We start from the raw sequence: 21,339 nt of genomic DNA, 5'->3' as shown, positions 1-21,339 counted from the left end.
CGGACGTCAGACGCCGGACGCGCGGCGGAAAAGGGCGAGCGGGTGGGCGGGGAAGGGGAGGCCGGGGGAGGCCTCGGCCCCGTCACCGGTAGCGGAGGTACCTCCCGCGCATCCGGCGGAACTCCGTCAGGTCGCCCTGCCAGTCCGCCACGACCTCGTCGGCGGTCGCGCCCGCGTCGATCAGCGTGCGCACCCGGGTGGAGCCGGTCAGCTTGTCGATCCAGTTGTCCGGCCGCCAGGCGAACCCGCTCCAGCTCCTCCTGGCGGTGACCAGCAGGGCGATCCCGGTGCGGACGGGGTCGTACGCGGCCCGGTCGTGCACGTGGATCTGCACGCCCCCGACCGTCCGGCCCTGGAACTTCGAGAACGTGGGGCTGAAGTACGCCTCGCGGAAGTGCACTCCGGGAAGACCGAGCCCCTCGGCCGCCGCGGCCCAGCTCCCGTCGATCCCCTCGGCGCCGATCAGCTCGAACGGCCGGGTCGTGCCCCGGCCCTCCGACAGGTTCGTCCCCTCGAAGAGACAGGTGCCCGGATAGACCAGGGCGGTCTCCGGCGTCGGCATGTTCGGGCTCGGCGGCACCCACGGGAGGCCGGCGGCGTCGTAGAACTCCGACCGCCTCCACCCCGACATCAGCACGGTGTCCAGCGCGACCGGGGCGGTGAGGAACTCCTTGTTGAACAGCAGCGCGAGCTCCGCCACCGTCATCCCGTGCGCCTGCGCGATCGGCTCGCGCCCCACGAAGGTCGCGAACTCCTTGTGCAGCACGGGTCCGAAGGCGCCGCGGCCGGTCACCGGATTCGGCCGGTCGAGCACCACGAACCGCAGGCCGGCCAGCCGGGCCGCCTCCATGCAGTCGAACAGCGTCCAGATGTACGTGTAGAAGCGGGCGCCCACGTCCTGGATGTCGAAGACCACCGTGTCGACGCCCGAGGCGGTGAAGACGTCGGCCAGCGGCCGGCCGCTCTTCAGATACGTGTCGTAGACCGGCAGCCCGGTCGCCGGGTCGTCGTACCGGCCCTCCGAGCCGCCCGCCTGGGCCGTGCCGCGGAATCCGTGCTCCGGTCCGAAGACGGCCGTCAGGTTCACCCGGTCGTCGGCGTGCATGACGTCGACGATGTGGCGCACGTCCCGGGTGACGCCGGTCGGGTTGGTGACGACACCCACCCGGTCGCCCGCCAGGAGGGAGTACCCGCTCGCCGCGAGGCGCTCGAACCCGGTGCGCAGCCGTCTGCCCCCGCTGGGCGCCGAGGTCCGGTCCGGCGCGGGCAGGGCCGCTGCGGACGGGCCCGCCGCGACCGTGGCCGCGGCGGTGGTGGCGGCGAGCAGACTCCGTCTGGACAGGCGCATGGTGTGACCTCCGTGATCGCGGAAGCTGGCACGAGCACGCTAAGGGCTGCCACCGGTGGTACGTAAGCCACGCGCGGCCCACGGCTTGTCGCGCGCCCCTCGCCGACCGGTGGTCCGCACGCTTCCCGCGGGGTCGTGCGGGGGCCTTCCCCAGCTACATACCGACTGGTTAGTCTGTCGTGCGGATTCGATTCGAGTCGTGTCGACTCCAGTCGAGTGCAGTGGAAACTCGTCGAGTCTTGTCGAATCTCGTCGTGTCGAAGTCGTGTCGAAGGAGACCGGTGGTGGAAGCCGTGCAGGATGCCGGAGTGGTCGTGACGGGTGCGGGAGGGGGCATCGGGGCCGCACTGGCCCGGCGGTTCGCCGCCGAGGGTGCCCGGGTCGTCGTCAACGACCTGGACGCGGACAAGGCCAAGGCGGTCGCCGACGAGATCGGCGGGACCGCCGTGCCCGGCGACGCCTCCACGATCGTCGCCGAGGCCAGGGACGCTCTCGGCGGCACGGTCGACGTGTACTGCGCCAACGCGGGTCTGGCCTCCGGTGGTTCGGAGGCCGCCCCCGAACAGGTCTGGGCACTCGCCTGGGACGTCAACGTGATGGCCCACGTCCGAGCCGCCCACGAACTGCTGCCCGCCTGGCTGGAACGCGGCAGCGGCCGCTTCGTCTCGACCGTCTCGGCGGCCGGACTGCTCACCATGGTCGGCGCGGCCCCCTACAGCGTCACCAAGCACGGCGCGTACGCCTTCGCCGAATGGCTGTCCCTGACCTACCGCCACCGCGGTGTGAAGGTCCACGCGATCTGCCCGCAGGGCGTGCGCACCGACATGCTCGCCGGCACCGGCAGCGCGGGCGACCTGGTCCTCAAGCCCACCGCGATCGAGCCGGAGGAGGTCGCGGACGCCCTGTTCACGGGCATCGACGAGGACCGCTTCCTGATCCTGCCGCACCCCGAGGTCGCCGACTACTACCGGGCGCGGGCAGGCTCCCCCGACCGATGGCTGACCAGCATGAACCACATCCAGCAGAAGTGGGAGGCGGATGGCCGGTGACCACTTCCGCCTACACGGCCAAGCCGTGGCTCGCCCTGCTGAACGACGCCCAGCGCGCGCCCGTCAGCCCCGCCGACTCGCCGGTGCACGCGCTGCGCCGGTCCGTCGCCGAGGCCCCGGACCGCACGTTCCTGGCCTACTTCGACGGCCGCCTCAGCCACCGCGAGGTGGACGAGCTGAGTGACTCCGTCGCCGGGCACCTCGCCGCACGCGGGGTGGTACGCGGTGACCGGGTCGCCGTCCTGCTGCAGAACTCCCCGCAGTTCGTCCTCGCCGTCCTCGGCGCCTGGAAGGCCGGCGCGACCGTCCTCCCGGTCAACCCGATGTACAAGTCGGGGGAGGTCTCCCACGTCCTGCGGGACGGCGAGGTGGCCGCGCTGGTCTGCTCCGACCGGGCCTGGGAGGCGTACCTGCGGGAGACGGCCGCCGGCTCGACGGTCCGCGTCGTCCTCACCGCCTGCGAGCTGGACCTCCAGACGAGGAACGACGAACGCGTCCTGGCCTTCGAGCGGCTGCCGCAGGCACCCGACGCCGACGACCTCGTGACCGTCGCCCGCGCGGGCCACGAGGCACCCGGCGACCGGGACCCGGCCCCCTCCGACATCGCGCTCATCAGCTACACCTCGGGCACCTCCGGAGCCCCCAAGGGCGCCACCAACACGCACGCCAACATCATGTACAACGCCGAGCGGCAGCGGACCGGGCTCGCGCTGCCCGGGGTGCCCGTCTACTTCGCCATGGCACCCCTTTTCCACATCACCGGAATGGTCTGCCAGCTCGCGGCCTGCCTGAACAGCGCGGGCACCCTCGTCCTCGCGTACCGCTTCGAGGCGGGGGTCGTGCTCGACGCGTTCGCCGAGCACCGGCCGCACTACACGGTCGGCCCCTCGACCGCCTTCATGGCGCTGGCCGCGCACCCGTCCGCGACCCGCGACCACTTCTCGTCCTTCCACGTCATCTCCTCGGGCGGAGCGCCGCTGCCGCCGGCCCTGGTGGAGAGGTTCCGGGCCGGCTTCGGCCCCTACATCCGCAACGGCTACGGGCTGACCGAGTGCTCGGCGCCCTGCGCGGCCGTGCCGCCCGGCCTGGAGGCCCCGGTCGACCCGGCCTCCGGCACGCTGGCCGTCGGGGTGCCGGGCCCCGACTCGGTCGTCCGCATCGTCGACGACGAGGGCCACGAGGTGCCCCTCGGCGAGCAGGGCGAGATCCTCGTCCGCGGCCCGCAGGTCGTGCCCGGGTACTGGCGGCGCCCCGAGGCCACCGCCGAGACCTTCCCCGACGGGGAGCTGCGCACCGGCGACATCGGGTTCATGGACCGGCAGGGCTGGCTCTACGTCGTCGACCGCAAGAAGGACATGATCAACGCGTCCGGGTTCAAGGTGTGGCCGCGGGAGGTCGAGGACGTGCTCCACACCCATCCGGCGGTCCGCGAGGCGGCCGTCGTGGGGGTCCCGGACGGCTACCGGGGCGAGACCGTCAAGGCATACGTCAGCCTCGCGCCGGGCGCCGACGAGGACCCGGATGCGCTCGCCGCGTACTGCAAGGAGAGACTGGCCGCCTACAAGTACCCGCGGCAGGTCGAGATCCTGCCCGACTTGCCGAAGACGGCCAGCGGGAAGATCCTCCGCCGGGAATTGCGTTCCCGGTGAGACGGGGGCGGCGGACAGACACGTGAAGAACACTGGAAGGCAGGTGGCGGCAGTGCCCAGAACGACGGACGGGGACGGTACGCCCGTCCCGCGGCGGCTGCTGGCCGCCGCCACCCGGCTCTTCGCCGAGCGCGGCTACGACCGCACCTCGGTCCAGGAGATCGTCGAGGCGGCCGGCGTCACCAAAGGGGCGCTCTACCACTACTTCGGCTCCAAGGACGACCTGCTCCACGAGGTGTACGCGCGCGTGCTGCGCGTCCAGCAGGAGCGGCTCGACGCCTTCGCGGACGCCGACGCGCCCGTGGAGGAGAGGCTGCGCGGGGCCGCGGCGGACGTCGTCGTCACGACGATCGACAACCTCGACGACGCGTCGATCTTCTTCCGCTCCATGCACCATCTGAGCCCGGAGAAGAACAAGCAGGTCAGGGCGGAGCGCCGGCGCTACCACGAACGGTTCCGGGCGCTGATCGAAGAGGGCCAGGACCTGGGCGTCTTCTCGAAGGCGACCCCGGCGGACCTGGTCGTGGACTACCACTTCGGCTCCATCCACCACCTGTCGACGTGGTACCGCCCGGACGGCCCGCTCACCCAGCAGGAGGTCGCCGACCACCTCGCGGACCTGCTGCTGCGCGCCCTGAGGCCGTAACGCGTCGGGCCCGAGGGGGCGGGGGCGCGGACCGTCCGCCCCCGCCCCCTCGGCGGCTCACACGTACTTCTTCAGTTCCCGGCGGGCCAGCGACCGCTGGTGCACCTCGTCGGGACCGTCCGCCAGCTTCAGCGTGCGCGCGCTCGCCCACAGCTCGGCCAGCGGGAAGTCCTGGCTGACGCCGCCCGCTCCGTGCAGCTGGACCGCCTTGTCGATGATGTCGACGACCGTCCGGGGCGTGGCGATCTTGATGGCCTGGATCTCCGCGTGGGCGCCCTTGTTGCCCACGGTGTCCATCATCCAGGCGGTCTTCAGCACGAGCAGCCGCAACTGCTCGACGGCCACGCGCGCGTCGGCGATCCAGTTGTGCACGACCCCCTGCTGGGCCAGCGGCTTGCCGAACGCGGTGCGCGCGACCGCCCGGCGGCACATCAGCTCGATGGCACGCTCGGCCATGCCGATCAGCCGCATGCAGTGGTGGATGCGGCCCGGGCCCAGGCGCGCCTGGGCGATGGCGAAACCGCCGCCCTCCTCGCCGACCAGGTTCGAGACCGGTACCCGGGCTCCGTGGAAGACCACCTCGGCGTGCCCGCCGTGCGAGTGGTCCTCGTACCCGTACACCCGCATCGCGCGCTTGACCTCGACACCCGGGGTGTCGCGCGGCACCAGCACCATCGACTGCTGGCGGCGTATGTCGGACCCGTCCGGGTCGGTCTTGCCCATGACGATGAAGATCCTGCAGTCGGGGTTCATCGCGCCGGAGATGTACCACTTGCGCCCGGTGATGACGTACTCGTCGGTGCCGTCGGGAGCGCGCTCGATCAACGTCGTGATGTTCGTGGCGTCGGACGAGGCCACCTCGGGTTCGGTCATCGCGAACGCCGAGCGGATCTCCCCGGCCAGCAGCGGCTCCAGCCACTGCTTCTTCTGCCGGTCGTCGCCGAACTGGGCCAGCACCTCCATGTTGCCGGTGTCCGGCGCGGCGCAGTTCAGCGCGGTCGGCGCCAGGTGCGGGGAGCGGCCGGTGATCTCGGCGAGCGGCGCGTACTGGAGGTTCGTCAGTCCGGCCCCGTGCTCGGAGTCCGGGAGGAAGAGGTTCCACAGGCCCTGGCGGCGGGCCTCGGCCTTCAGCTCCCCGACCACGGCGGGGGTGTCCCACGGGGAGGCCAGCCGCTCGCGCTGCTCCTCCGCGACGGCCTCCGCCGGGTACACGTACTCGTCCATGAAGGCGAGCAGCTTCGCGCGCAGTTCCTCGGTGCGGGCGTCGAATGCGAAATCCATGGTCCGGTCAGCCTTCCTGAAGGGTGGTCAGGCCGTGCTCGATGAAGACGGGGACCAGGTCGCCGATGCGGTCGAAGCCCGCGCCGACGGTCTGGCCGAGCGTGTAGCGGTAGTGGATGCCCTCCAGGATCACGGCGAGCTTGAACCACGCGAACGCCGTGTACCAGGCGACCGCGGACACGTCGCGCCCCGAGCGCGCGGCGTACCGCTCGATCAGCTCGGCGGGCGTCGGGTGCCCCGCGGCCGTCGCGGTCGTGGAGACGGGGGAGTCCGGCATGTCCAGCGGCATGCTGTACATCACCAGCAGCCCCAGATCGGTGAGCGGGTCGCCCAGCGTGGACATCTCCCAGTCGAGGATCGCCTCGATCCGGTCGTCCTCGCCGATCAGCACGTTGTCGAGCCGGTAGTCGCCGTGCACGACGGCGGCGGCGGGGGAGTGCGGCAGCTCGCGGCCCAGCGCGGCGTGCAGCTCGTCGATGCCGGCCAGGTCCCGGTTGCGGGAGGCGTCGAGCTGCTTGCCCCAGCGCCGGAGCTGCCGGTCGAGGAACCCCTCCGGCCGGCCGAAGTCCGCGAGGCCCACCTCGGCGGGGTCGACCGCGTGCAGCTCGACCAGCGTGTCGACGAGGCCCAGCACCGCGCCGCGCGTGCGCCCGGGACCCAGCGGCGCGAGCTGCTCGGCGGTCCGGTAGGGCGTGCCCTCCACGAAGTCCATGACGTAGAACGGCGCTCCGAGCACCTCCTCGTCCTCGCACAGCAGCACGGGACGGGGTACGGGCACGGCGGTCGGGTGCAGCGCGCTGATCACCCGGTGCTCGCGCCGCATGTCGTGAGCGGTCGCCAGCACATGGCCGAGCGGGGGGCGGCGCACGACCCACCGGGAGGTGCCGTCGGTCACCGCGTAGGTGAGATTCGACCGCCCGCCCTCGATCAGCCGGCCGGCCAGGGCGCCGCGGACCAGTCCGGGCCGCTCGCTGTCGAGCAGGCCGCGCAGCCTGCCGAGATCGAGACCTGGCGGGTGGTCTGGGCTCATCGTGTTCCTCCGTACACCTGAAGCGGGACTCCCCACATGATGCCGACCGGTCGGTATGCAGTCCAGTGGGAGGACGAAACGTGATCGGCGTCTCGGCCGGGACGAACCCCCCGAGCGGCCGGTGCCGCTCGGGGGGTTCGGTGGTACCCGCTCGTTCGGGCCGGTGTTCCCGGGCCATGCCGCCGCCGGTCCGGGGCGGTCCTCAGTGGTCGTCCCAGTGCCCGTCGTGCAGCGCGTGACGGTGGCCGTCGTGAACGTAGTCGACGTGGTCGCCGTGCGGCACGGCCCGGTGGCCGCAGCCCTCCCCGTGCTCGTGGCCGTGCTCGGGGTGAGGGGTGTGCCCGCCGGGTTCGCACTCGTCCCAGTGCCCCGAGTGCCGCCGGTGCAGATGCCCGTCGTGCGCGTAGTCGACATGGTCGCCGTGCGGCACCTCGGCGTGCCCGCAGTCCGGGCCGTGCGTGTGCTCGTGCGTGGAGTGTTCCTGGTGGAGGGTGCTCATGCGCCCACCTTCCGGCGCGGAGCGCGGCGGGAGCCGGGAGGGCCGTGCGGAATCCGCGACATCGGCCCCGAATGGACCACGCGGTGCGCGCGTCACCGTGCCGGCCCGTCCCCGCTGTCGACGGGGCTCGGGAGCGGGATCGGCCCGGGGCGCCGAGGGCTCGCCGGGGGCCGTGGCGCTCCCCCGGGGCCCCGTGGGGGTCTCCGTCCCCGGCCCGCCCGTCGCCCGGCGGCCTGGTCCTGCGACCGGACGGCGTGTACGGGCGCCAGGGCCCGCCGGTGGGGTCGGCGGACGCGCACCCCGCCCTCCCCGGGCGCCGGGCGCGCGCCGCGGCCGTTTCTGCGGCCGGATGCGTGCGCTGCGGCTGCGGGCCTGCGGTAGGGGCTGGATGACGCGCGGGCCGCCCTTCCCGGGCGTGGGGCGCGGGCGGCGCCCGGCAGCCAGGTTCCCGCGGCCGGACGCGTGCGCTGCCGCCGCGGGCCCGCCTGTGGGGCCGCAGGACGCGCGTCCCGACCTCCCCGGGTACCGGGCCCACCGTCGCCCGGCGGTCCGTCCTGCGGCCGGACGGCGTGTACGGGCGCCGCGGGCCCGCCGGTGGGGCTGGATGACGCGCGGGCCGCCCTTCCCGGGCGTGGGGCGCGGGCGGCGCCCGGCAGCCAGGTTCCCGCGGCCGGACGCGTGTGCTGCCGCCGCGGGCCTGCCTGCGGGGCCGGAGGACGCGCGTCCCGACGTGCCCGGGCACCGGGCCCACCGTCGCCCGGCGGCCCGTCCTGCGGCCGGACGGCGTGTACGGGAGCCGAGGGCCCGCCGGCGGGGCCGGAGGACGCGCGTCCCGACCTCCCGGGGTGCGGACGGCGTCCGGCTGTCGGGTGGCCCCGGGGTCGTCCGAGGGGTCTACGGTGGCCCGGCGCGTACGCGCCCGGCGGCCCGGGGCCCGGGGGGCTGCGTGGCCGGGCTGAGCCGGGCCGGGTGCACCGCTCACCGGCGGCGTGGGACCCGGCCGGGGCCTCGCCGGGGTCAGAGGACCAGGGCCGTCGCGCACACGGCCAGCGCGACCGCGCAGAGCGCGGCGGCGCTCGCGTGCGCGGGCGTCAGCGCGGCAGGCCGCCCGCCCAGCGCCAGCACGCGGATCCTCCGGTGTGCCACCACGAGCAGGCCCAGCCACAGCGCGCAGCACAGCGCGAACGCCACGTGACCCGCCGCGCCGGCCCCTTCCCGCAGGGCGGACTTCCCGGCCAGCACGGCGACCACGGTCGCCGTCAGCGTCGTGCGCCGCCACGCGAGCCGTGTGCGTTCCGGCTGGAGTCCCGGGTCGCGCGCCGGAGCCGTCACTCCTGCCATCCGGCCAGCACGACCACCACCATCGCGAGCGCCACCAGGGCCACCCCGATGCTCAGCAGGGCCGGGAAGCGGGACACCGGCAGATTCTCGCGGCGGCGTATCGCCCGCTCGCACCGCACCCAGTGGTTCACGGCGCGCAGCGCGCACAGCGCCCCCGCGGCCAGCAGTCCGAGCGCCAGCCCGACCCGCCAGGCCCACGGCAGGTCCGGCAGGAACTGGTCCACGGCGAAACCGCCGCCGATGAGTGCCAGCGAGGTGCGCAGCCAGGCCAGGAACGTCCGCTCGTTCGCCAGCGAGAAGCGGTAGTCCGGCGTTTCGCCCTCGTCCTCGATCCGCCCGGGCGCGAACCAGAACCGGACGTTCCGTACGAGTTCGATCACCCGCAGGACCTTACCCATCCCGTCCGAGCCCTCCGCGCGGAGGCCCCGGGCGTGCCGCCGAAGGGCGGCACAAGGCAGTGGCGGGCGGCGAAGGGCGTCAGCCGACGTCCCGGAACGCCCTCAGGCGCGTGTAGGCGTCCAGACCGTCCGGGACCCACTCCCACTCGGTCAGCCGCCGCAGCACCTCGTCCTCCGGCAGGAAGGCGTGCCAGGCGACCTCCTCGACCTGCGGCTCCACCGCCGTGTCGCAGCGCACCTCGTACACGGCCGACCACCAGGCCCGTCCGGCCCCGTCGTCGTAGAGGAACTTGAACAGGAACTCCGGAGCGGCGAGCCCGTAGACCCCCAGTTCCTCCTCGGCCTCGCGCAGAGCGGCCTCGTCGTAGGTCTCGCCCGCCCCCACGACCCCGCCCACGAACATGTCGTACAGCGAGGGGAACACCAGCTTCCCGGCCGTGCGCCGGTGCACGAACAGCCGCCCCCGCGCGTCCCTGACCTGGATGAACGCGCACCGGTGCAGCATCCCGCGGGCGTACACGTCCCCGCGTCTCGCCCGGCCCACCACGACGTCGTCCCGGTCGACGACGTCGAGGACCTCGTCGGCGGAGCTCATACCCGCAGCTCCCGCACCCGCTCCTTCGGTGCCGCGGCGCCACCGGGCATCCCGGGGTGAAGCCCCAGCAGGACGACTCCCGCCACGATCGCGGCGAGCCCGGCGGCCTCCCAGGCCAGCGCCCCGACGTCGGTCCGCAGCCGGTCCCCGAGGAAGCCCACCCCGCACGCGATGCCCGCCAGCGGCTGGGCCGCGGTGAGCCCCGGCAGCGACATCCGCAGCGGCGCGGTCTCGAAGGCGCTCTGCACCAGCACGAGCCCGGTGATTCCGAGCGCGATCACCGCGTACACCTGCCAGCCGGTGGCCAGGGCCGTCCAGCCGCCGTCCGAGAACCGCTGGCCGCTGATCCGGGTGAGCGCGTCCTGTACGCCGTACAGCAGGCCCGCCGCGACCCCCAGCAGCACCGGCCCCGCGCTCAGCCTGGACCGTTTGGCGAAGGTCGTCAGGAGCAGCGCGACGCCGAGCACCACGCCGATGATCAGCCAGCGCCGCAGCGGCTGCGTGTCGGCCTCGCCGCCCACGGGCTGCCCGGCCACGATGAACGCCGTGACCCCGCCCGCCAGCAGCGCGAGGCCGGCCCAGCCCTGGCGCCCCAGTGGCTGCCGGGTCTGGCGCCGGGAGAGCAGCAGCGCGAAGAGGAGGTTCGTGGCGAGCAGCGGCTCCACGAGGGAGATCTCGCCGTACGACAGCGCCGTGGCGCCCAGCACCATGCCGACGACCATGAGTCCGATCCCGCCCAGCCAGCGCGGCACCCGCACCAGGTCGAGCAGCAGCCGGGGCGACAGGAAGTCCTTCAGGGGCGCGTGCGCCGCCGCGTTCTGCTGGAGGACGAAACCGAATCCCAGACAGCAGGCGGCGCCGACGGCGAGGACGAGAACCAGGACGGACACTGAGTACCTCGATACTTCGGATCTCCGCACGGAGGGAAGAACAGGTGCGGTCGGTGCGGGGTATCGACCGACTGTAGCCCGACTACCCCGAACGCGGCAGTTGACTGGGTCACTCCGTTGCCCAAGGATCTGACCCACCGGTAACAAGTCCGACGAAGGGCCTGCTCATGGCGTACGACGCTGATGTGATCGTGATCGGGGCGGGCCTCGCCGGGCTCGCGGCGACCGCGGAGCTCGTCGACGCGGGGCGCTCGGTCATCCTGCTCGACCAGGAGCCCGAGCAGTCGATCGGCGGCCAGGCGCACTGGTCGTTCGGCGGACTCTTCTTCGTCGACTCGCCCGAGCAGCGCCGGATGCGGATCAAGGACAGCCACGCGCTCGCCCTCCAGGACTGGATGGGCACGGCCGGCTTCGACCGCCCCGAGGACCACTGGCCGCGCAGGTGGGCCGAGGCGTACGTCGACTTCGCGGCCGGGGAGAAGCGGTCCTGGCTGCACCGGCAGGGGGTCCGCTGGTTCCCCGTGGTCGGCTGGGCCGAGCGCGGCGGCTACGACGCCAACGGGCACGGCAACTCCGTGCCGCGCTTCCACATCACCTGGGGCACCGGCCCCGGCCTCGTCGCCCCCTTCGAGCGCCGGGTGCGCGAGGGCGTCGCCAAGGGGCTCGTACAGCTCCGGTTCCGCCACCGCGTCACCGGCCTGTCCCGCAGCGCGGGCACCGTCGACACCGTGAGCGGCGAGATCCTGGAGCCCTCGGACATCCGGCGCGGCGAGGCCAGCAGCCGGGTCGTCGGCGGTGCCTTCGAACTGCGCGCCCAGGCCGTGATCGTCACCTCGGGCGGCATCGGCGGCAACCACGACCTCGTACGCGCCCACTGGCCCGCCCGCCTCGGGACGCCGCCCGAGCGCATGGTGGCCGGTGTGCCGGCCCACGTGGACGGCGAGATGCTCGCCGTCGCCGAGGACGCGGGCGCCCACCTCGTGAACCGCGACCGCATGTGGCACTACACCGAGGGCATCCAGAACTGGAACCCGATCTGGGAGAACCACGGCATCCGCATCCTGCCCGGCCCGTCCTCGCTGTGGCTGGACGCCCGGGGCAACCGGCTGCCCGTACCGCTGTTCCCCGGCTTCGACACGCTCGGCACCCTCGAACACATCATGACCACCGGGTACGACTACACCTGGTTCGTCCTCGACCAGAAGATCATCGGCAAGGAGTTCGCGCTGTCGGGCTCCGAGCAGAACCCGGACCTCACCGGCAAGTCCGTCAGAGGCGTGTTCCAGCGCGCGCGGGCCGACGTGCCCGACCCGGTGAAGGCGTTCATGGACAACGGCGCCGACTTCGTGGTGGAGAAGGACCTGGGCGCCCTCGTCCGGGGTATGAACGCGCTCACGAAGGAACCGCTCATCGACGAGGCCCGGCTGCGCCACGAGATCACCGCGCGGGACCGGGAGGTCGCGAACCCGTTCACCAAGGACCTCCAGATCACCGCGGTCCGCGGGGCCCGCTCCTACCTCGGCGACAAGCTGATCCGCACGGCGGGCCCGCACCGCATCCTCGACCCCAAGGCCGGCCCGCTCATCGCCGTGCGCCTGAACATCCTCACCCGCAAGTCGCTCGGCGGCCTGGAGACCGACCTCTCCTCCCGTGTGCTGACCGAGGGCGGCGATCCGCTGCCCGGCGTGTACGCGGCGGGCGAGGCGGCCGGGTTCGGCGGCGGCGGTGTGCACGGATACCGCTCGCTGGAGGGCACCTTCCTGGGCGGATGCCTCTTCTCCGGTCGGACGGCCGGCCGTGCCGCGGCGAAGGCCGTGAGCTGACGCGGAGGTGAACTCGACGTCTTCGGAACGATGTTGACGCGAGTATGGGATCTGTCAGGTCTTGACGCGAGCCCTGGGGTGAGGGTTGGCTGTCCGTAGTTGACCACTGACAAAAACCAATCGCCGGTAAATGTCAACCGGTTGGACAAACAACCGCTGAGAAAACCGCGTCGTGTGAGGAAGTCCCGCGGTGTCGCCACCCCCGCCACCACTCGGCCGCGCCCGCAAGCGCGCGGCTCAGGCATTCGACGCCGCACTGGACGACGCCGAACTCGTCGCCGCCCGTGCCGCCCTGGCGCAGGGGCGGTGGACCGCCGTGCGCGCGCTGCTCGTCGAGACCGGCGACGACTGGGACCGCCGGGGGCACCGTGTCACCGCTCTCGCCGAGGAGCCGAGCACGCTCGCGTGGACCCGTGACTGGCTTCTCGCCGAGCCCGAGTCCGCCGACGCGGCGGTGCTGCTCGCCGCCGCCACCGTTCGGCGCGCCCTCGACGGCAAGGACAAGCCCGTGCGGGCGCGCGAGGCGTGCCAGACGGCCGCCGCGCTGCTGCCCGCCGACCCGACGCCCTGGCTCGGCCTGCTCATGCTGGAGCGCGTCCTCGGTGGCGAGCAGGACGTGATCCAGCTCTTCGACGAGGTGCGCCTGCGCTACCCGGACCACCACCACGCCCACCACCTGATGGTCGCCCGGCTCGCCGAGCGCCGCCCCGACACCGGCCAGGACCCGCTGCACGAGGTCTACGACTTCGCCACCTGGTCCGCCGAACAGGCGCCCGCCGACTCGCCGTTGGCGATCCTGCCGGTCGTCGCGCACGCCGAGCGCTATCGCGTGCTGGCCGCCTCCGGCGGCGAGTCCGCCGATCCCGTGGCGTCCGGGCACTGGGTCGGACGCCGGGCCCGCCAGGTGATGAAGACGGCCTTCGACTGGTGGCTGGAGTGGGAGCGCGACGACCATCCGCGCAGCCAGGTCGACCTCAACTTCCTCGCCCACGCCAAGTTCTCGGAGGGCCGGGGGGCCGAAGCGGCCGCCCTGTTCCACCGGATCGGTCCGTACGCGACCCCGGCGCCGTGGTCCTACCCCGACCGCGATCCGCACTCCGCCTTCCGTGCCGCGCGCGACAGCGTGCTCGGCACGGTCTGAACGACACCCCCGAATCCGAAAGGACAACCCCGCCATGACGACGGGCAGTTCGAACACAACGAGTGCCGCGAGCGCGGACAGACCGGCCGCCGCGGACAGCGGCATCAGCACCTTCAAGGGCCAGGACCGCGCCCTGCGCTCCGACCGGCTGGGCACGGGCGGGCTCCTCCTGTCCGTCCTCGCGGCGACCGCCCCGCTCATGGTGGTTGCGGGTGTCATGCCCACCACATTCGCGGTGATGGGGATCGTCGGCCAGCCGCTGCTCTTCGTCCTGCTGGGGGTCGTGCTCGTCCTCTTCAGCGTCGGGTACGCCGAGATGAGCCGGCACGTCCACAACGCCGGCGCCTTCTACGCGTACATCTCGCGGGGCCTCGGCGGCACCGCGGGCTCCGGCGCCGCGGCGGTCGCCCTCGTCGCGTACAACGCGCTCCAGGTCGGCATCTACGGCATCTTCGGCTTCGAGGTGTCCGGCCTGTTCGCCACCTACCTCGACCTCGAGATCTCCTGGTGGATACCGGCGCTCGTCGCCGCGCTCGCCGTCGGGGCGCTGGGCTGGCTGAAGATCGACGTGAACGCCCGCGTGCTCGGCGTGCTGCTGCTCATCGAGGTCGCCCTCGTCGTCATCTTCGACGTGGCGGCGGTCGCCGACCCCGCGAAGGAGGGCCTGTCGCTGCACGCCTTCAACCCGGACACCCTCTCAGGCGCGGGCCTCGGCACCGCGCTGTGCTTCTGCATCGCGGCCTTCCTCGGCTTCGAGCAGGCCCCCGTGTACGCCGAGGAGACGAGCCGCCCGCACATCCTGGTGCCGCGCGTGATGTTCCTCGCCATCGGCTTCGTGGCCGTCTTCTTCGCGATCAGCTCCTGGGCGCTCACCGTCGCCGCCGGCCCCTCGGGCATCGTCGGAGCGTCGCAGGAGCAGAGCGCGGGGCTGCTGTTCCACCTCACCGAGTCCCGGCTCGGCGGAGCGTTCACCGACGTCCTGCACGTACTGTTCGTGACCGGCATGTTCGCCGCGATGCTCAGCTTCCACAACGTCGTCGCCCGCTACGCGTTCGCGATGGGACGCGAGGGCCTGCTGCCCTCCGTCTTCGGCCGCACCACGGGCTCCAGCGGGGCACCCGGCACGGGCTCGCTCCTGCAGACCGTCGTCGCCGTCGTGGCCGTGTCCGCGTTCGCCCTGGCCGACGACAAGCCCGTCGGCGACCCGACCGCCCCGGTGCTGCACCTGTTCACCTGGATGGGCAACGTGGGCGCGCTCGGCGTCATCGTGCTGATGGCCACGGCCTCGCTCTCCGTCGTCGTGTTCTTCGCCCGCCGGGGCGCCGCGGGGGCCCAGGCCTGGCGCCTGGCGTGCTCCGTGGTGGCCGGCCTCTCGCTGCTCGTGATCGCCGTCTACACCGTCAAGGACTTCGACGTCCTCGTCGGTGCCGGCCCCGGCTCCGCGCTGAGCTGGGTGCTGCCGGGCATCGTCGTGCTGGCCGCCGTCGCGGGCGTGCTCCAGGGCGTGTACCTGCGGGCCCGCAACCCCCGGGCGCACGCGGGCATCGGCCTCGGCAACGAGGCCTTCCAGCTCGACAAGGCGGCGGAGACCGACTCCTGAGCACCCCCGGGTGGACCCCGGGTCCCGGACACCCGCCCGGGTCCCGGACACGTCCCGGGTCCCGGACACCCGCCCGGGTCCCGGACACGTCCCGGGTCCCGGACACCCGCCCGGGTCCCGGACACGTCCCGGGACCCGGCGACAGGTGACGAAAGACTGACGAGCACCCTCGGCCCCTGGCTTCCGGGGGCCGGGGGTGTTCGAATCGGGGGGTGAACCCGGAAACCCCGCGGCCGTCCCCCGACGAGCCCGAAGCGGACGGCGCACCCGTGGGACGGCGGCTCGTCCTCGGGATGCTCGGCCTCGGCGCGCTCGGCGTGGCCGCCGCCCCCGTGCTCCAGCGCGGTCTGGAATCCTTCCTCGGCAGCGCCGCGGACAAGGACCCCACCGGACTGACCGGCCTGCTGCCCAACGGCGGCGGCTTCCGCTACTACTCGGTCGCCTCCTCCGTCCCGCACAAGGACGAGGACTCCTACCGCCTGACCGTCGACGGGCTGGTCGACCGCCCCGCCCGCTACTCCCTGTCCGAGCTGCGGGCCCTTCCGCAGACCCGGATGGTCCGGGACGTCCAGTGCGTCACGGGCTGGCGGGTGCCCGACACCCCCTTCGAAGGGGTACGCCTGTCCCGGCTGCTGGACGCCGCCGGAGTGCGCGCGTCGGCCGGGGCGGTGCGCTTCACGTGCTTCGACGGCACGTACTCGGAGAGCCTCACCCTGTCCCAGGCCCGCCGCGCCGACGTGCTCGTCGCCCTCCGCATGCAGGACAAGGACCTCAACCACGCCCACGGCGGCCCCGCCCGCCTCTACGTCGCCCCCATGTACTTCTACAAGTCCGCGAAATGGCTCTCCGGCATCACCCTCACGCCGGACGTCCGCCCCGGCTACTGGGAGGAGCGGGGCTACGACGTGGACGCCTGGGTGGGCCGCTCGAACGGACGGGACGATGACGCGACCTGAGACCGGCGACGCGCGGACGCCGCACCCCGGGGAGCACCCGGCCGGCGCCGCGCGCGTGCGGCGCTTCTCGCCCGCCGAACGCCTGGTGCACCGGACGACGGCCCTGCTGACGGGGCTGTGCGTCCTGACCGCCGCCTGCCTCTACCTGCCGCAGCTCGCCGAGCTGGTGGGCCGCCGCGAGCTGGTCGTCAGGGTGCACGAGTGGTCGGGCCTGCTGCTGCCGGTGCCCCTGCTGGCCGGTCTCCTCTCGCGCGCCTTCCGGGCGGACCTGCGGCTGCTCAACCGCTTCGGACCGCACGACCGGGTGTGGCTGCGCTCGGCGCTGCGCCGGGACGCCCGCCCCGGATCACGGCCGGCCGGGAAGTTCAACGCGGGGCAGAAGACGTACGCGGCCTGGATCGCGGGTGCCGTCCTCGTGATGCTCGGCACGGGGCTGCTGATGTGGTTCACGCACCTCGCGCCGCTCGTCTGGCGCACGGGGGCCACCTTCGTCCACGACTGGCTGGCCCTGACCGTCGGGATCGTCCTCGCGGGCCACATCGGGATGGCGCTCGCCCGGCCGGAGGCCCGGCGCGGCATGCGGACCGGTTCCGTCGACCGGGAGTGGGCGGAGCGCGAACACCCCCTCTGGAGGCCCTAGCCCCGCCTGCGGCGACCGGACCGTCCGGCCCCCCGGGACCTGCCGGGGGACCGGACGGCGGGCTCAGGCCAGCGCCCGCGCGAGCAGGGCGGCCGTCTTCGCCACGAGCGGCTCGTCCTTCGGGGCCTTGGGTTCCGGCCGCGTGGACAGGACCGACAGCACGACGGGCGCCCCCTGCGGAGTCCAGGCGATGCCCACGTCGTTGGTCGTGCCGTACTCGCCCGTGCCCGTCTTGTCGCCGAGGGCCCAGTCGGCGGGCAGGCCCAGGCGGAACCGGGCGCCGCTCGTGGTGTTGGCGAGCAGCCATCCGGTGAGCCGGTCCCGGTCACGGCGCGTCAGCGCGTCCCCGAGCGCGAGCTTCGCGTACGTCCGTCCGACGGCGGCAGGGCTGGTGACGTCCGTCGTACGCCACGGCTCCGCCGAGTTGAGGGCGGGCTCCCAGCGGTCGAGCCGCGTGGTCCGGTCTCCGAGCGAACGGCAGAACCGCGTGATCGCGGTCGGGCCGCCGAGTTCACGCAGCAGCAGGTTCGCGGCGGCGTTGTCGCTGAACGCCATCGCCGCGTGGCACAACTCGGCGACGGTCATGCCGTGCGCGAGGTTCTCGGCCTTGCCGGTGACGGGCCCGTAGCCCGAGTCCTTGACGTCCTTCTCGGTGTAGCGCACCCGCAGCGCGAGGTACTCGCCGCGCCGGTCGAGGTCCCGCAGGACTGCCGCGGCGGCAAGGGTCTTGAAGACGGAGCAGATGGGGAAGGTCTCGTCCGCGCGGTACCGGACGGTCACGCCGGTGACCGTGTTGCGCGCGTACACCCCGAGCCGCGCGGAGTGCTCCCGCTCCAACTCGCCGAGCGCCCGCGTGATGTCGGTTCCGGTCGCCCCGGTGCGCGGGCGGACCCGCGCCCCTGTCCCGTCGGCCGCGTACGCGGAGGGCGTTCCGGCGACCGCGAGGGCCGCCCCGGCCCCGAGGGCCAGCGCCGTACGACGGCCTAAGGGAGTTGCTGAGCTGTTCACGATCGGTCTCTCCTGTCCGTGGATGATCAACGTCCACAGACAGGAGACACCGGACGGGCCCGCCCGGTTCCGGCGGCGCCCCGACCCGGGGCCGGACGCACCGCACGGAGACCGGGCCGGCCGACCGCGGTCGCGCGCCGCGCTAGATGACCAGTGACAGCAGCAGGACCAGTCCGCCGGCCACCACCGAGATGATGGTCTCCATCACCGACCAGGTCTTGACGGTCTGGCCCACGCTCAGCCCGAAGTACTCCTTGACCAGCCAGAAGCCCGCGTCGTTCACATGGCTGAAGAACAGCGAACCGGCGCCGATGGCCAGCACGAGCAGCGAGGCGTGCGCGGTGGACATGTCCGCCGCCAGCGGGGCGACGAGACCGGCCGCCGAGATGGTGGCGACGGTGGCGGAGCCCGTGGCGAGCCGGATCGCGACGGCGATCAGCCAGGCCAGCAGCAGCGCGGGGATCGACCAGTCCTCGGAGATCTCCAGGATCATCCGGCCCACACCGGACTCGATCAGCGTCTGCTTGAAGCCGCCGCCCGCGCCGACGATCAGCAGGATGCCGGCGATCGGGGCGAGGGACTTCTCGACCGTGGAGGAGATCCGGTCCTTGCCGAACCCGGCCGCCCGGCCCAGGGTGAACATGCCGACCAGCACGGCCGCGAGGAGCGCGATCAGCGGTGAGCCGGCCACGTCGAAGACGCGCTGCGTCATGTTCGCGGGATCGTCCACGACGATGTCGACCAGCGCCTTGGACAGCATGAGGACGACCGGCAGCATCACGGTGGCGATGGTCGCGCCGAAGCCGGGACGCTTCTCCAGGTCCTCGGAGGGTCGCTCGGGGATCATCCGCTCGGGGGCGGGCACGTCCACCCAGCGGGCCGCGTACTTCGAGAAGAGGGGTCCCGCGATGATCACCGTCGGGATCGCGACGAGGATGCCGAGGGCCAGCGTGACCCCGAGGTTCGCGTCGACCGCGTCGATGGCGACCAGCGGGCCGGGGTGCGGCGGGATCAGCCCGTGCATCACGGACAGGCCGGCCAGCGCGGGGATGCCGATGCGCATCAGCGAGTAGTTGCCGCGCTTGGCCACCATCAGCACGACGGGTATCAGCAGCACGATGCCGACCTCGAAGAACAGCGGCAGCCCGATCACCGAGGCGATCAGCACCATCGCCCACGGCATGGCACGGCCGCTCGCCCTCGCGAGGATCGTGTCGACGATCTGGTCGGCGCCGCCCGAGTCCGCGAGCAGCTTGCCGAGTATCGCGCCGAGCGCGATCAGCACGCCCACGCCCGCCACGGTCGAGCCCAGCCCGCTGGAGAAGCTGGCGATCGTCTTGTCCAGCGGGGCGCCGGCGAAGGCGCCGAGCGCCAGCGAGCCGATCGTCAGCGCGAGAAAGGCGTGGAGCTTGAACTTCGTGATGAGCAGGACGATGACGGCGATGCCCGCCAGGACGGCGATGCCCAACTGCGCGTGGCCCGCCGAGGTGATCGGCTCGACGGGATCCGCTGCCAGCAGCTCGACACTGAGTCTGGTCACGGTGTGTTTCCTTGGGTGGGAGGGGTGGGGGAGAACGCGGGTGCGGGCGGGGAGGGGGGCCCGGTCACCGGTCGAGGGCGCGCAGCGCTTCGACGGCCCGGTCGGTGATCTCCCCGGGGCTGCCGGCGACGTCCACGGCGGTGCCCGCCTCGTCCGCCTGGAGCGGCTGGAGGGTGGCGAACTGGGAGTCGAGGAGCGCCGTCGGCATGAAGTGCCCCTTGCGCCGCGCCATTCGGTCCTCGATGAGGGCCCGGTCGCCGCTGAGGTGGACGAAGACGATCCCGGGAGCCGCGGCCCTGAGGCGGTCCCGGTAGGCGCGCTTCAGCGCGGAGCTGCTGACCACGCCGCCGAGTCCGGCCCGGCCGTGCGCCCAGGCGCCGATGGCGTCCAGCCACGGGCCGCGGTCCTCGTCCGTGAGCGGCGTCCCGGCCGACATCTTGGCGATGTTGGCCTCGGGGTGGAAGTCGTCGCCCTCGGCGTACGGGACGCCGAGCCGTTCGGCGAGCAGCGGACCGATCGTGGTCTTGCCCGTGCCCGCTACTCCCATGACCACGACGACGTGGGGGGTGCTCATGACTGCCTCGCCTGTCTGCCTCGGCACCTGGATGCCGACCTGTGGGTGACGGATGCCGGTCGGACGCCGCATCCGCGTCACGACACTGAAACGCATAGGTCTGATGAATTCAAGAGTGTGTGATGTATAAGTCTGACTTTTTGTTCGCGCGCCGAGCCTCGTAGTCTGAACCTCATGAGCACACCGGGCCGGGGGCTGCACGGCCATGTACTGGAGAGCCTCGGCCCCGCGATCACCGCGGGCGAGTACCCACCGGGCAGCGTTCTGCGCACCGACGAACTCGCGCAGCGCTTCGACGTGTCCCGCTCGGTGATGCGCGAGGCCGTCCGCGTCCTGGAGTCGATGCACCTCGTCGAGTCCCGCCGCCGCGTCGGCGTGACCGTACGCCCCGCGAACGAGTGGAACGTCTACGACCCGCAGGTCATCCGGTGGCGCCTCGCGGGCGCCGACCGCCCCCGCCAGCTCCGCTCGCTGACCGTCCTGCGGTCCGCCGTCGAACCCGTCGCCGCCGGCCTGGCCGCGAAGCACGCCACCGCCGAGCAGTGTGCCGAACTCACCGAGTGCGCCCTCGGCATGGTCGCCAACTCACGCGGCGGGCGGCTCGAGGGCTACCTCGTCCACGACGTCGCCTTCCACCGGATCATCCTCAACGCGTCCGGCAACGAGATGTTCGCCCGCCTCGGCGACGTGGTGGCCGAGGTCCTCGCGGGCCGCACGCACCACCAGGTGATGTTCGAGGACCCCGACCCGGCCGCCGTCACCCTGCACGTCCAGGTCGCGGAGGCGGTCCGCGAGGGGGACGCGGTCCGCGCCGAGGCGCTCACCCGCGAGATCGCGCTGGGCGCCCTCCAGGAACTCGACATCCTCGCGCCCTGAACCCCCGTACGGGACTACTCGGCGAAGTCGCCGTCCACGTACACCCAGGCGCCTTCGAGCCGCTCGAACCGGCTGCGCTCGTGCAGCGAACCCCCGGCGTACGACGCCCGGAAGGTCACCGTCCCGGTGCTGTGGAACGCGGAACCGTCCCCCGTGCCGAGGATCTCCAGACCGGTCCACCGCGTCCCCGGATCGAACTCCACCCGGGCCGGCCGGGTCCGCGGGTGCCAGGTGCGCAGCAGGTAGGCCTCGTCACGGCGCACGAAGGCGCAGTACCGCGACCGCATCAGCGCCTCGGCGGTCGGCGCGGCGGCCGCACCCCCGTGGAACCGGCCGCAGCACGCCTCGTACGGCCCGGCGAGACCGCACGGGCAGCCGGCGGGTCCGCCGGGGAGGGAGCCGGCGGCGCGCCGGGCACGGGGCTGCGGGGAACGTCGGGACATGCGCCCCATTGT

Annotated in this window: 21 protein-coding genes; 9 read left to right on the top strand and 12 right to left on the bottom strand. The window is 73.1% G+C overall.

Annotated features, from left to right (window positions below):
* Positions 1-82: 82 nt before the first annotated feature.
* Positions 83-1,348, bottom strand: a complete 1,266-nt coding sequence (locus IE265_RS08010; RefSeq protein WP_190034672.1) for an exo-beta-N-acetylmuramidase NamZ family protein — start codon at positions 1,346-1,348, stop codon at positions 83-85.
* Between the two features lie 281 nt (positions 1,349-1,629).
* Between IE265_RS08010 and IE265_RS08005 the strand changes: the two genes are divergently transcribed.
* The 3 genes from IE265_RS08005 to IE265_RS07995 are packed head-to-tail and all read left to right on the top strand — an operon-like array spanning position 1,630 to position 4,692.
* The gene (locus IE265_RS08005; protein ID WP_190034671.1) at positions 1,630-2,397 is read left to right on the top strand and encodes an SDR family oxidoreductase; all 768 of its coding nucleotides are present in this window, start codon (positions 1,630-1,632) and stop codon (positions 2,395-2,397) included.
* On the top strand, positions 2,343-4,046 hold the full coding sequence (locus IE265_RS08000; RefSeq protein ID WP_373302911.1) for a class I adenylate-forming enzyme family protein: 1,704 nt from the start codon (positions 2,343-2,345) through the stop codon (positions 4,044-4,046). The genes IE265_RS08005 and IE265_RS08000 overlap by 55 nt, the downstream gene beginning before the upstream one ends.
* Positions 4,047-4,098: 52 nt before the next feature.
* The gene (locus tag IE265_RS07995; protein WP_190034669.1) at positions 4,099-4,692 is read left to right on the top strand and encodes a TetR/AcrR family transcriptional regulator; all 594 of its coding nucleotides are present in this window, start codon (positions 4,099-4,101) and stop codon (positions 4,690-4,692) included.
* A gap of 57 nt (positions 4,693-4,749) precedes the next feature.
* Here the strand turns inward: IE265_RS07995 and IE265_RS07990 are convergent, their stop codons facing one another.
* From IE265_RS07990 to IE265_RS07960, 7 genes are all read right to left on the bottom strand, one after another.
* The gene (locus tag IE265_RS07990; protein WP_190034668.1) at positions 4,750-5,973 is read right to left on the bottom strand and encodes an acyl-CoA dehydrogenase family protein; all 1,224 of its coding nucleotides are present in this window, start codon (positions 5,971-5,973) and stop codon (positions 4,750-4,752) included.
* 7 nt (positions 5,974-5,980) lie between these two features.
* A complete protein-coding gene (locus IE265_RS07985) occupies positions 5,981-7,003 on the bottom strand; it encodes a phosphotransferase family protein (RefSeq protein ID WP_190034667.1) in 1,023 nt (340 codons plus the stop codon).
* Between the two features lie 202 nt (positions 7,004-7,205).
* Entirely contained in the window at positions 7,206-7,502 is a 297-nt protein-coding gene (locus tag IE265_RS07980; protein ID WP_190034666.1) for a hypothetical protein, read from the bottom strand.
* A gap of 1,017 nt (positions 7,503-8,519) precedes the next feature.
* Positions 8,520-8,843, bottom strand: a complete 324-nt coding sequence (locus IE265_RS07975) for a DUF202 domain-containing protein (RefSeq protein WP_190034665.1) — start codon at positions 8,841-8,843, stop codon at positions 8,520-8,522.
* Positions 8,831-9,223 (bottom strand): YidH family protein, encoded by a 393-nt coding sequence (locus IE265_RS07970; protein WP_190034816.1) that lies wholly within the window; start codon positions 9,221-9,223, stop codon positions 8,831-8,833. The genes IE265_RS07975 and IE265_RS07970 overlap by 13 nt, the downstream gene beginning before the upstream one ends.
* 97 nt (positions 9,224-9,320) lie before the next feature.
* On the bottom strand, positions 9,321-9,836 hold the full coding sequence (locus tag IE265_RS07965) for an NUDIX domain-containing protein (RefSeq protein WP_190034664.1): 516 nt from the start codon (positions 9,834-9,836) through the stop codon (positions 9,321-9,323).
* Complete coding sequence (locus IE265_RS07960; RefSeq protein ID WP_190034663.1) at positions 9,833-10,726, bottom strand: DMT family transporter; 894 nt, start codon at positions 10,724-10,726, stop codon at positions 9,833-9,835. The genes IE265_RS07965 and IE265_RS07960 overlap by 4 nt, the downstream gene beginning before the upstream one ends.
* A 167-nt stretch (positions 10,727-10,893) precedes the next feature.
* Between IE265_RS07960 and IE265_RS07955 the strand changes: the two genes are divergently transcribed.
* From IE265_RS07955 to IE265_RS07935, 5 genes are all read left to right on the top strand, one after another.
* Entirely contained in the window at positions 10,894-12,549 is a 1,656-nt protein-coding gene (locus IE265_RS07955; protein WP_190034662.1) for an FAD-binding dehydrogenase, read from the top strand.
* A 190-nt stretch (positions 12,550-12,739) separates the two neighbouring features.
* Complete coding sequence (locus tag IE265_RS07950) at positions 12,740-13,690, top strand: amino acid adenylation domain-containing protein (protein ID WP_190034661.1); 951 nt, start codon at positions 12,740-12,742, stop codon at positions 13,688-13,690.
* A 34-nt stretch (positions 13,691-13,724) separates the two neighbouring features.
* Complete coding sequence (locus IE265_RS07945; protein WP_190034660.1) at positions 13,725-15,290, top strand: APC family permease; 1,566 nt, start codon at positions 13,725-13,727, stop codon at positions 15,288-15,290.
* A gap of 212 nt (positions 15,291-15,502) precedes the next feature.
* Positions 15,503-16,246 (top strand): molybdopterin-dependent oxidoreductase, encoded by a 744-nt coding sequence (locus IE265_RS07940; RefSeq protein ID WP_359310734.1) that lies wholly within the window; start codon positions 15,503-15,505, stop codon positions 16,244-16,246.
* On the top strand, positions 16,233-16,886 hold the full coding sequence (locus tag IE265_RS07935; protein ID WP_190034659.1) for a cytochrome b/b6 domain-containing protein: 654 nt from the start codon (positions 16,233-16,235) through the stop codon (positions 16,884-16,886). Before IE265_RS07940 ends, IE265_RS07935 begins: the two co-directional genes overlap by 14 nt.
* A 63-nt stretch (positions 16,887-16,949) precedes the next feature.
* Here IE265_RS07935 and bla read toward each other — a convergent pair whose 3' ends face one another.
* From bla to IE265_RS07920, 3 genes are all read right to left on the bottom strand, one after another.
* Positions 16,950-17,894 carry a class A beta-lactamase gene (bla, locus tag IE265_RS07930; protein WP_373302910.1) on the bottom strand — a complete coding sequence of 315 codons (945 nt, stop codon included), beginning with the start codon at positions 17,892-17,894 and terminating at the stop codon, positions 16,950-16,952.
* Between the two features lie 142 nt (positions 17,895-18,036).
* Positions 18,037-19,434, bottom strand: a complete 1,398-nt coding sequence (locus IE265_RS07925; RefSeq protein ID WP_190034657.1) for a GntT/GntP/DsdX family permease — start codon at positions 19,432-19,434, stop codon at positions 18,037-18,039.
* Positions 19,435-19,498: 64 nt separating this feature from the next.
* Entirely contained in the window at positions 19,499-20,008 is a 510-nt protein-coding gene (locus tag IE265_RS07920; protein ID WP_190034656.1) for a gluconokinase, read from the bottom strand.
* 174 nt (positions 20,009-20,182) lie between these two features.
* On the opposite strand from IE265_RS07920, the gene IE265_RS07915 reads away from it, so the two are divergent.
* A complete protein-coding gene (locus tag IE265_RS07915) occupies positions 20,183-20,884 on the top strand; it encodes a FadR/GntR family transcriptional regulator (RefSeq protein ID WP_190034655.1) in 702 nt (233 codons plus the stop codon).
* Positions 20,885-20,898: 14 nt separating this feature from the next.
* Here the strand turns inward: IE265_RS07915 and IE265_RS07910 are convergent, their stop codons facing one another.
* Positions 20,899-21,327 (bottom strand): YchJ family protein, encoded by a 429-nt coding sequence (locus tag IE265_RS07910; RefSeq protein ID WP_229916083.1) that lies wholly within the window; start codon positions 21,325-21,327, stop codon positions 20,899-20,901.
* Between the last annotated feature and the right edge of the window lie 12 nt (positions 21,328-21,339).

The sequence above is a fragment of the Streptomyces fructofermentans genome, from assembly GCF_014651055.1.
In the GTDB taxonomy this organism is placed as follows: domain Bacteria; phylum Actinomycetota; class Actinomycetes; order Streptomycetales; family Streptomycetaceae; genus Streptomyces; species Streptomyces fructofermentans.
Note: the sequence above shows the minus strand (reverse complement) of the source record. Positions and strands in the feature narration are given on the sequence as shown.

Excerpts from the sequence above, each read along its gene's own strand:
- IE265_RS08010 (WP_190034672.1), bottom strand. The coding sequence starts at position 1,348 with ATGCGCCTGTCCAGACGGAGTCTGCTCGCCGCCACCACCGCCGCGGCC.
- IE265_RS08000 (WP_373302911.1), top strand. The coding sequence starts at position 2,343 with ATGGCTGACCAGCATGAACCACATCCAGCAGAAGTGGGAGGCGGATGG.
- IE265_RS07990 (WP_190034668.1), bottom strand. The coding sequence starts at position 5,973 with ATGGATTTCGCATTCGACGCCCGCACCGAGGAACTGCGCGCGAAGCTG.
- IE265_RS07985 (WP_190034667.1), bottom strand. The coding sequence starts at position 7,003 with ATGAGCCCAGACCACCCGCCAGGTCTCGATCTCGGCAGGCTGCGCGGC.
- IE265_RS07980 (WP_190034666.1), bottom strand. The coding sequence starts at position 7,502 with ATGAGCACCCTCCACCAGGAACACTCCACGCACGAGCACACGCACGGC.
- IE265_RS07975 (WP_190034665.1), bottom strand. The coding sequence starts at position 8,843 with ATGGCAGGAGTGACGGCTCCGGCGCGCGACCCGGGACTCCAGCCGGAA.
- IE265_RS07965 (WP_190034664.1), bottom strand. The coding sequence starts at position 9,836 with ATGAGCTCCGCCGACGAGGTCCTCGACGTCGTCGACCGGGACGACGTC.
- IE265_RS07955 (WP_190034662.1), top strand. The coding sequence starts at position 10,894 with ATGGCGTACGACGCTGATGTGATCGTGATCGGGGCGGGCCTCGCCGGG.
- IE265_RS07945 (WP_190034660.1), top strand. The coding sequence starts at position 13,725 with ATGACGACGGGCAGTTCGAACACAACGAGTGCCGCGAGCGCGGACAGA.
- IE265_RS07935 (WP_190034659.1), top strand. The coding sequence starts at position 16,233 with ATGACGCGACCTGAGACCGGCGACGCGCGGACGCCGCACCCCGGGGAG.
- IE265_RS07920 (WP_190034656.1), bottom strand. The coding sequence starts at position 20,008 with ATGAGCACCCCCCACGTCGTCGTGGTCATGGGAGTAGCGGGCACGGGC.
- IE265_RS07915 (WP_190034655.1), top strand. The coding sequence starts at position 20,183 with ATGAGCACACCGGGCCGGGGGCTGCACGGCCATGTACTGGAGAGCCTC.
- IE265_RS07910 (WP_229916083.1), bottom strand. The coding sequence starts at position 21,327 with ATGTCCCGACGTTCCCCGCAGCCCCGTGCCCGGCGCGCCGCCGGCTCC.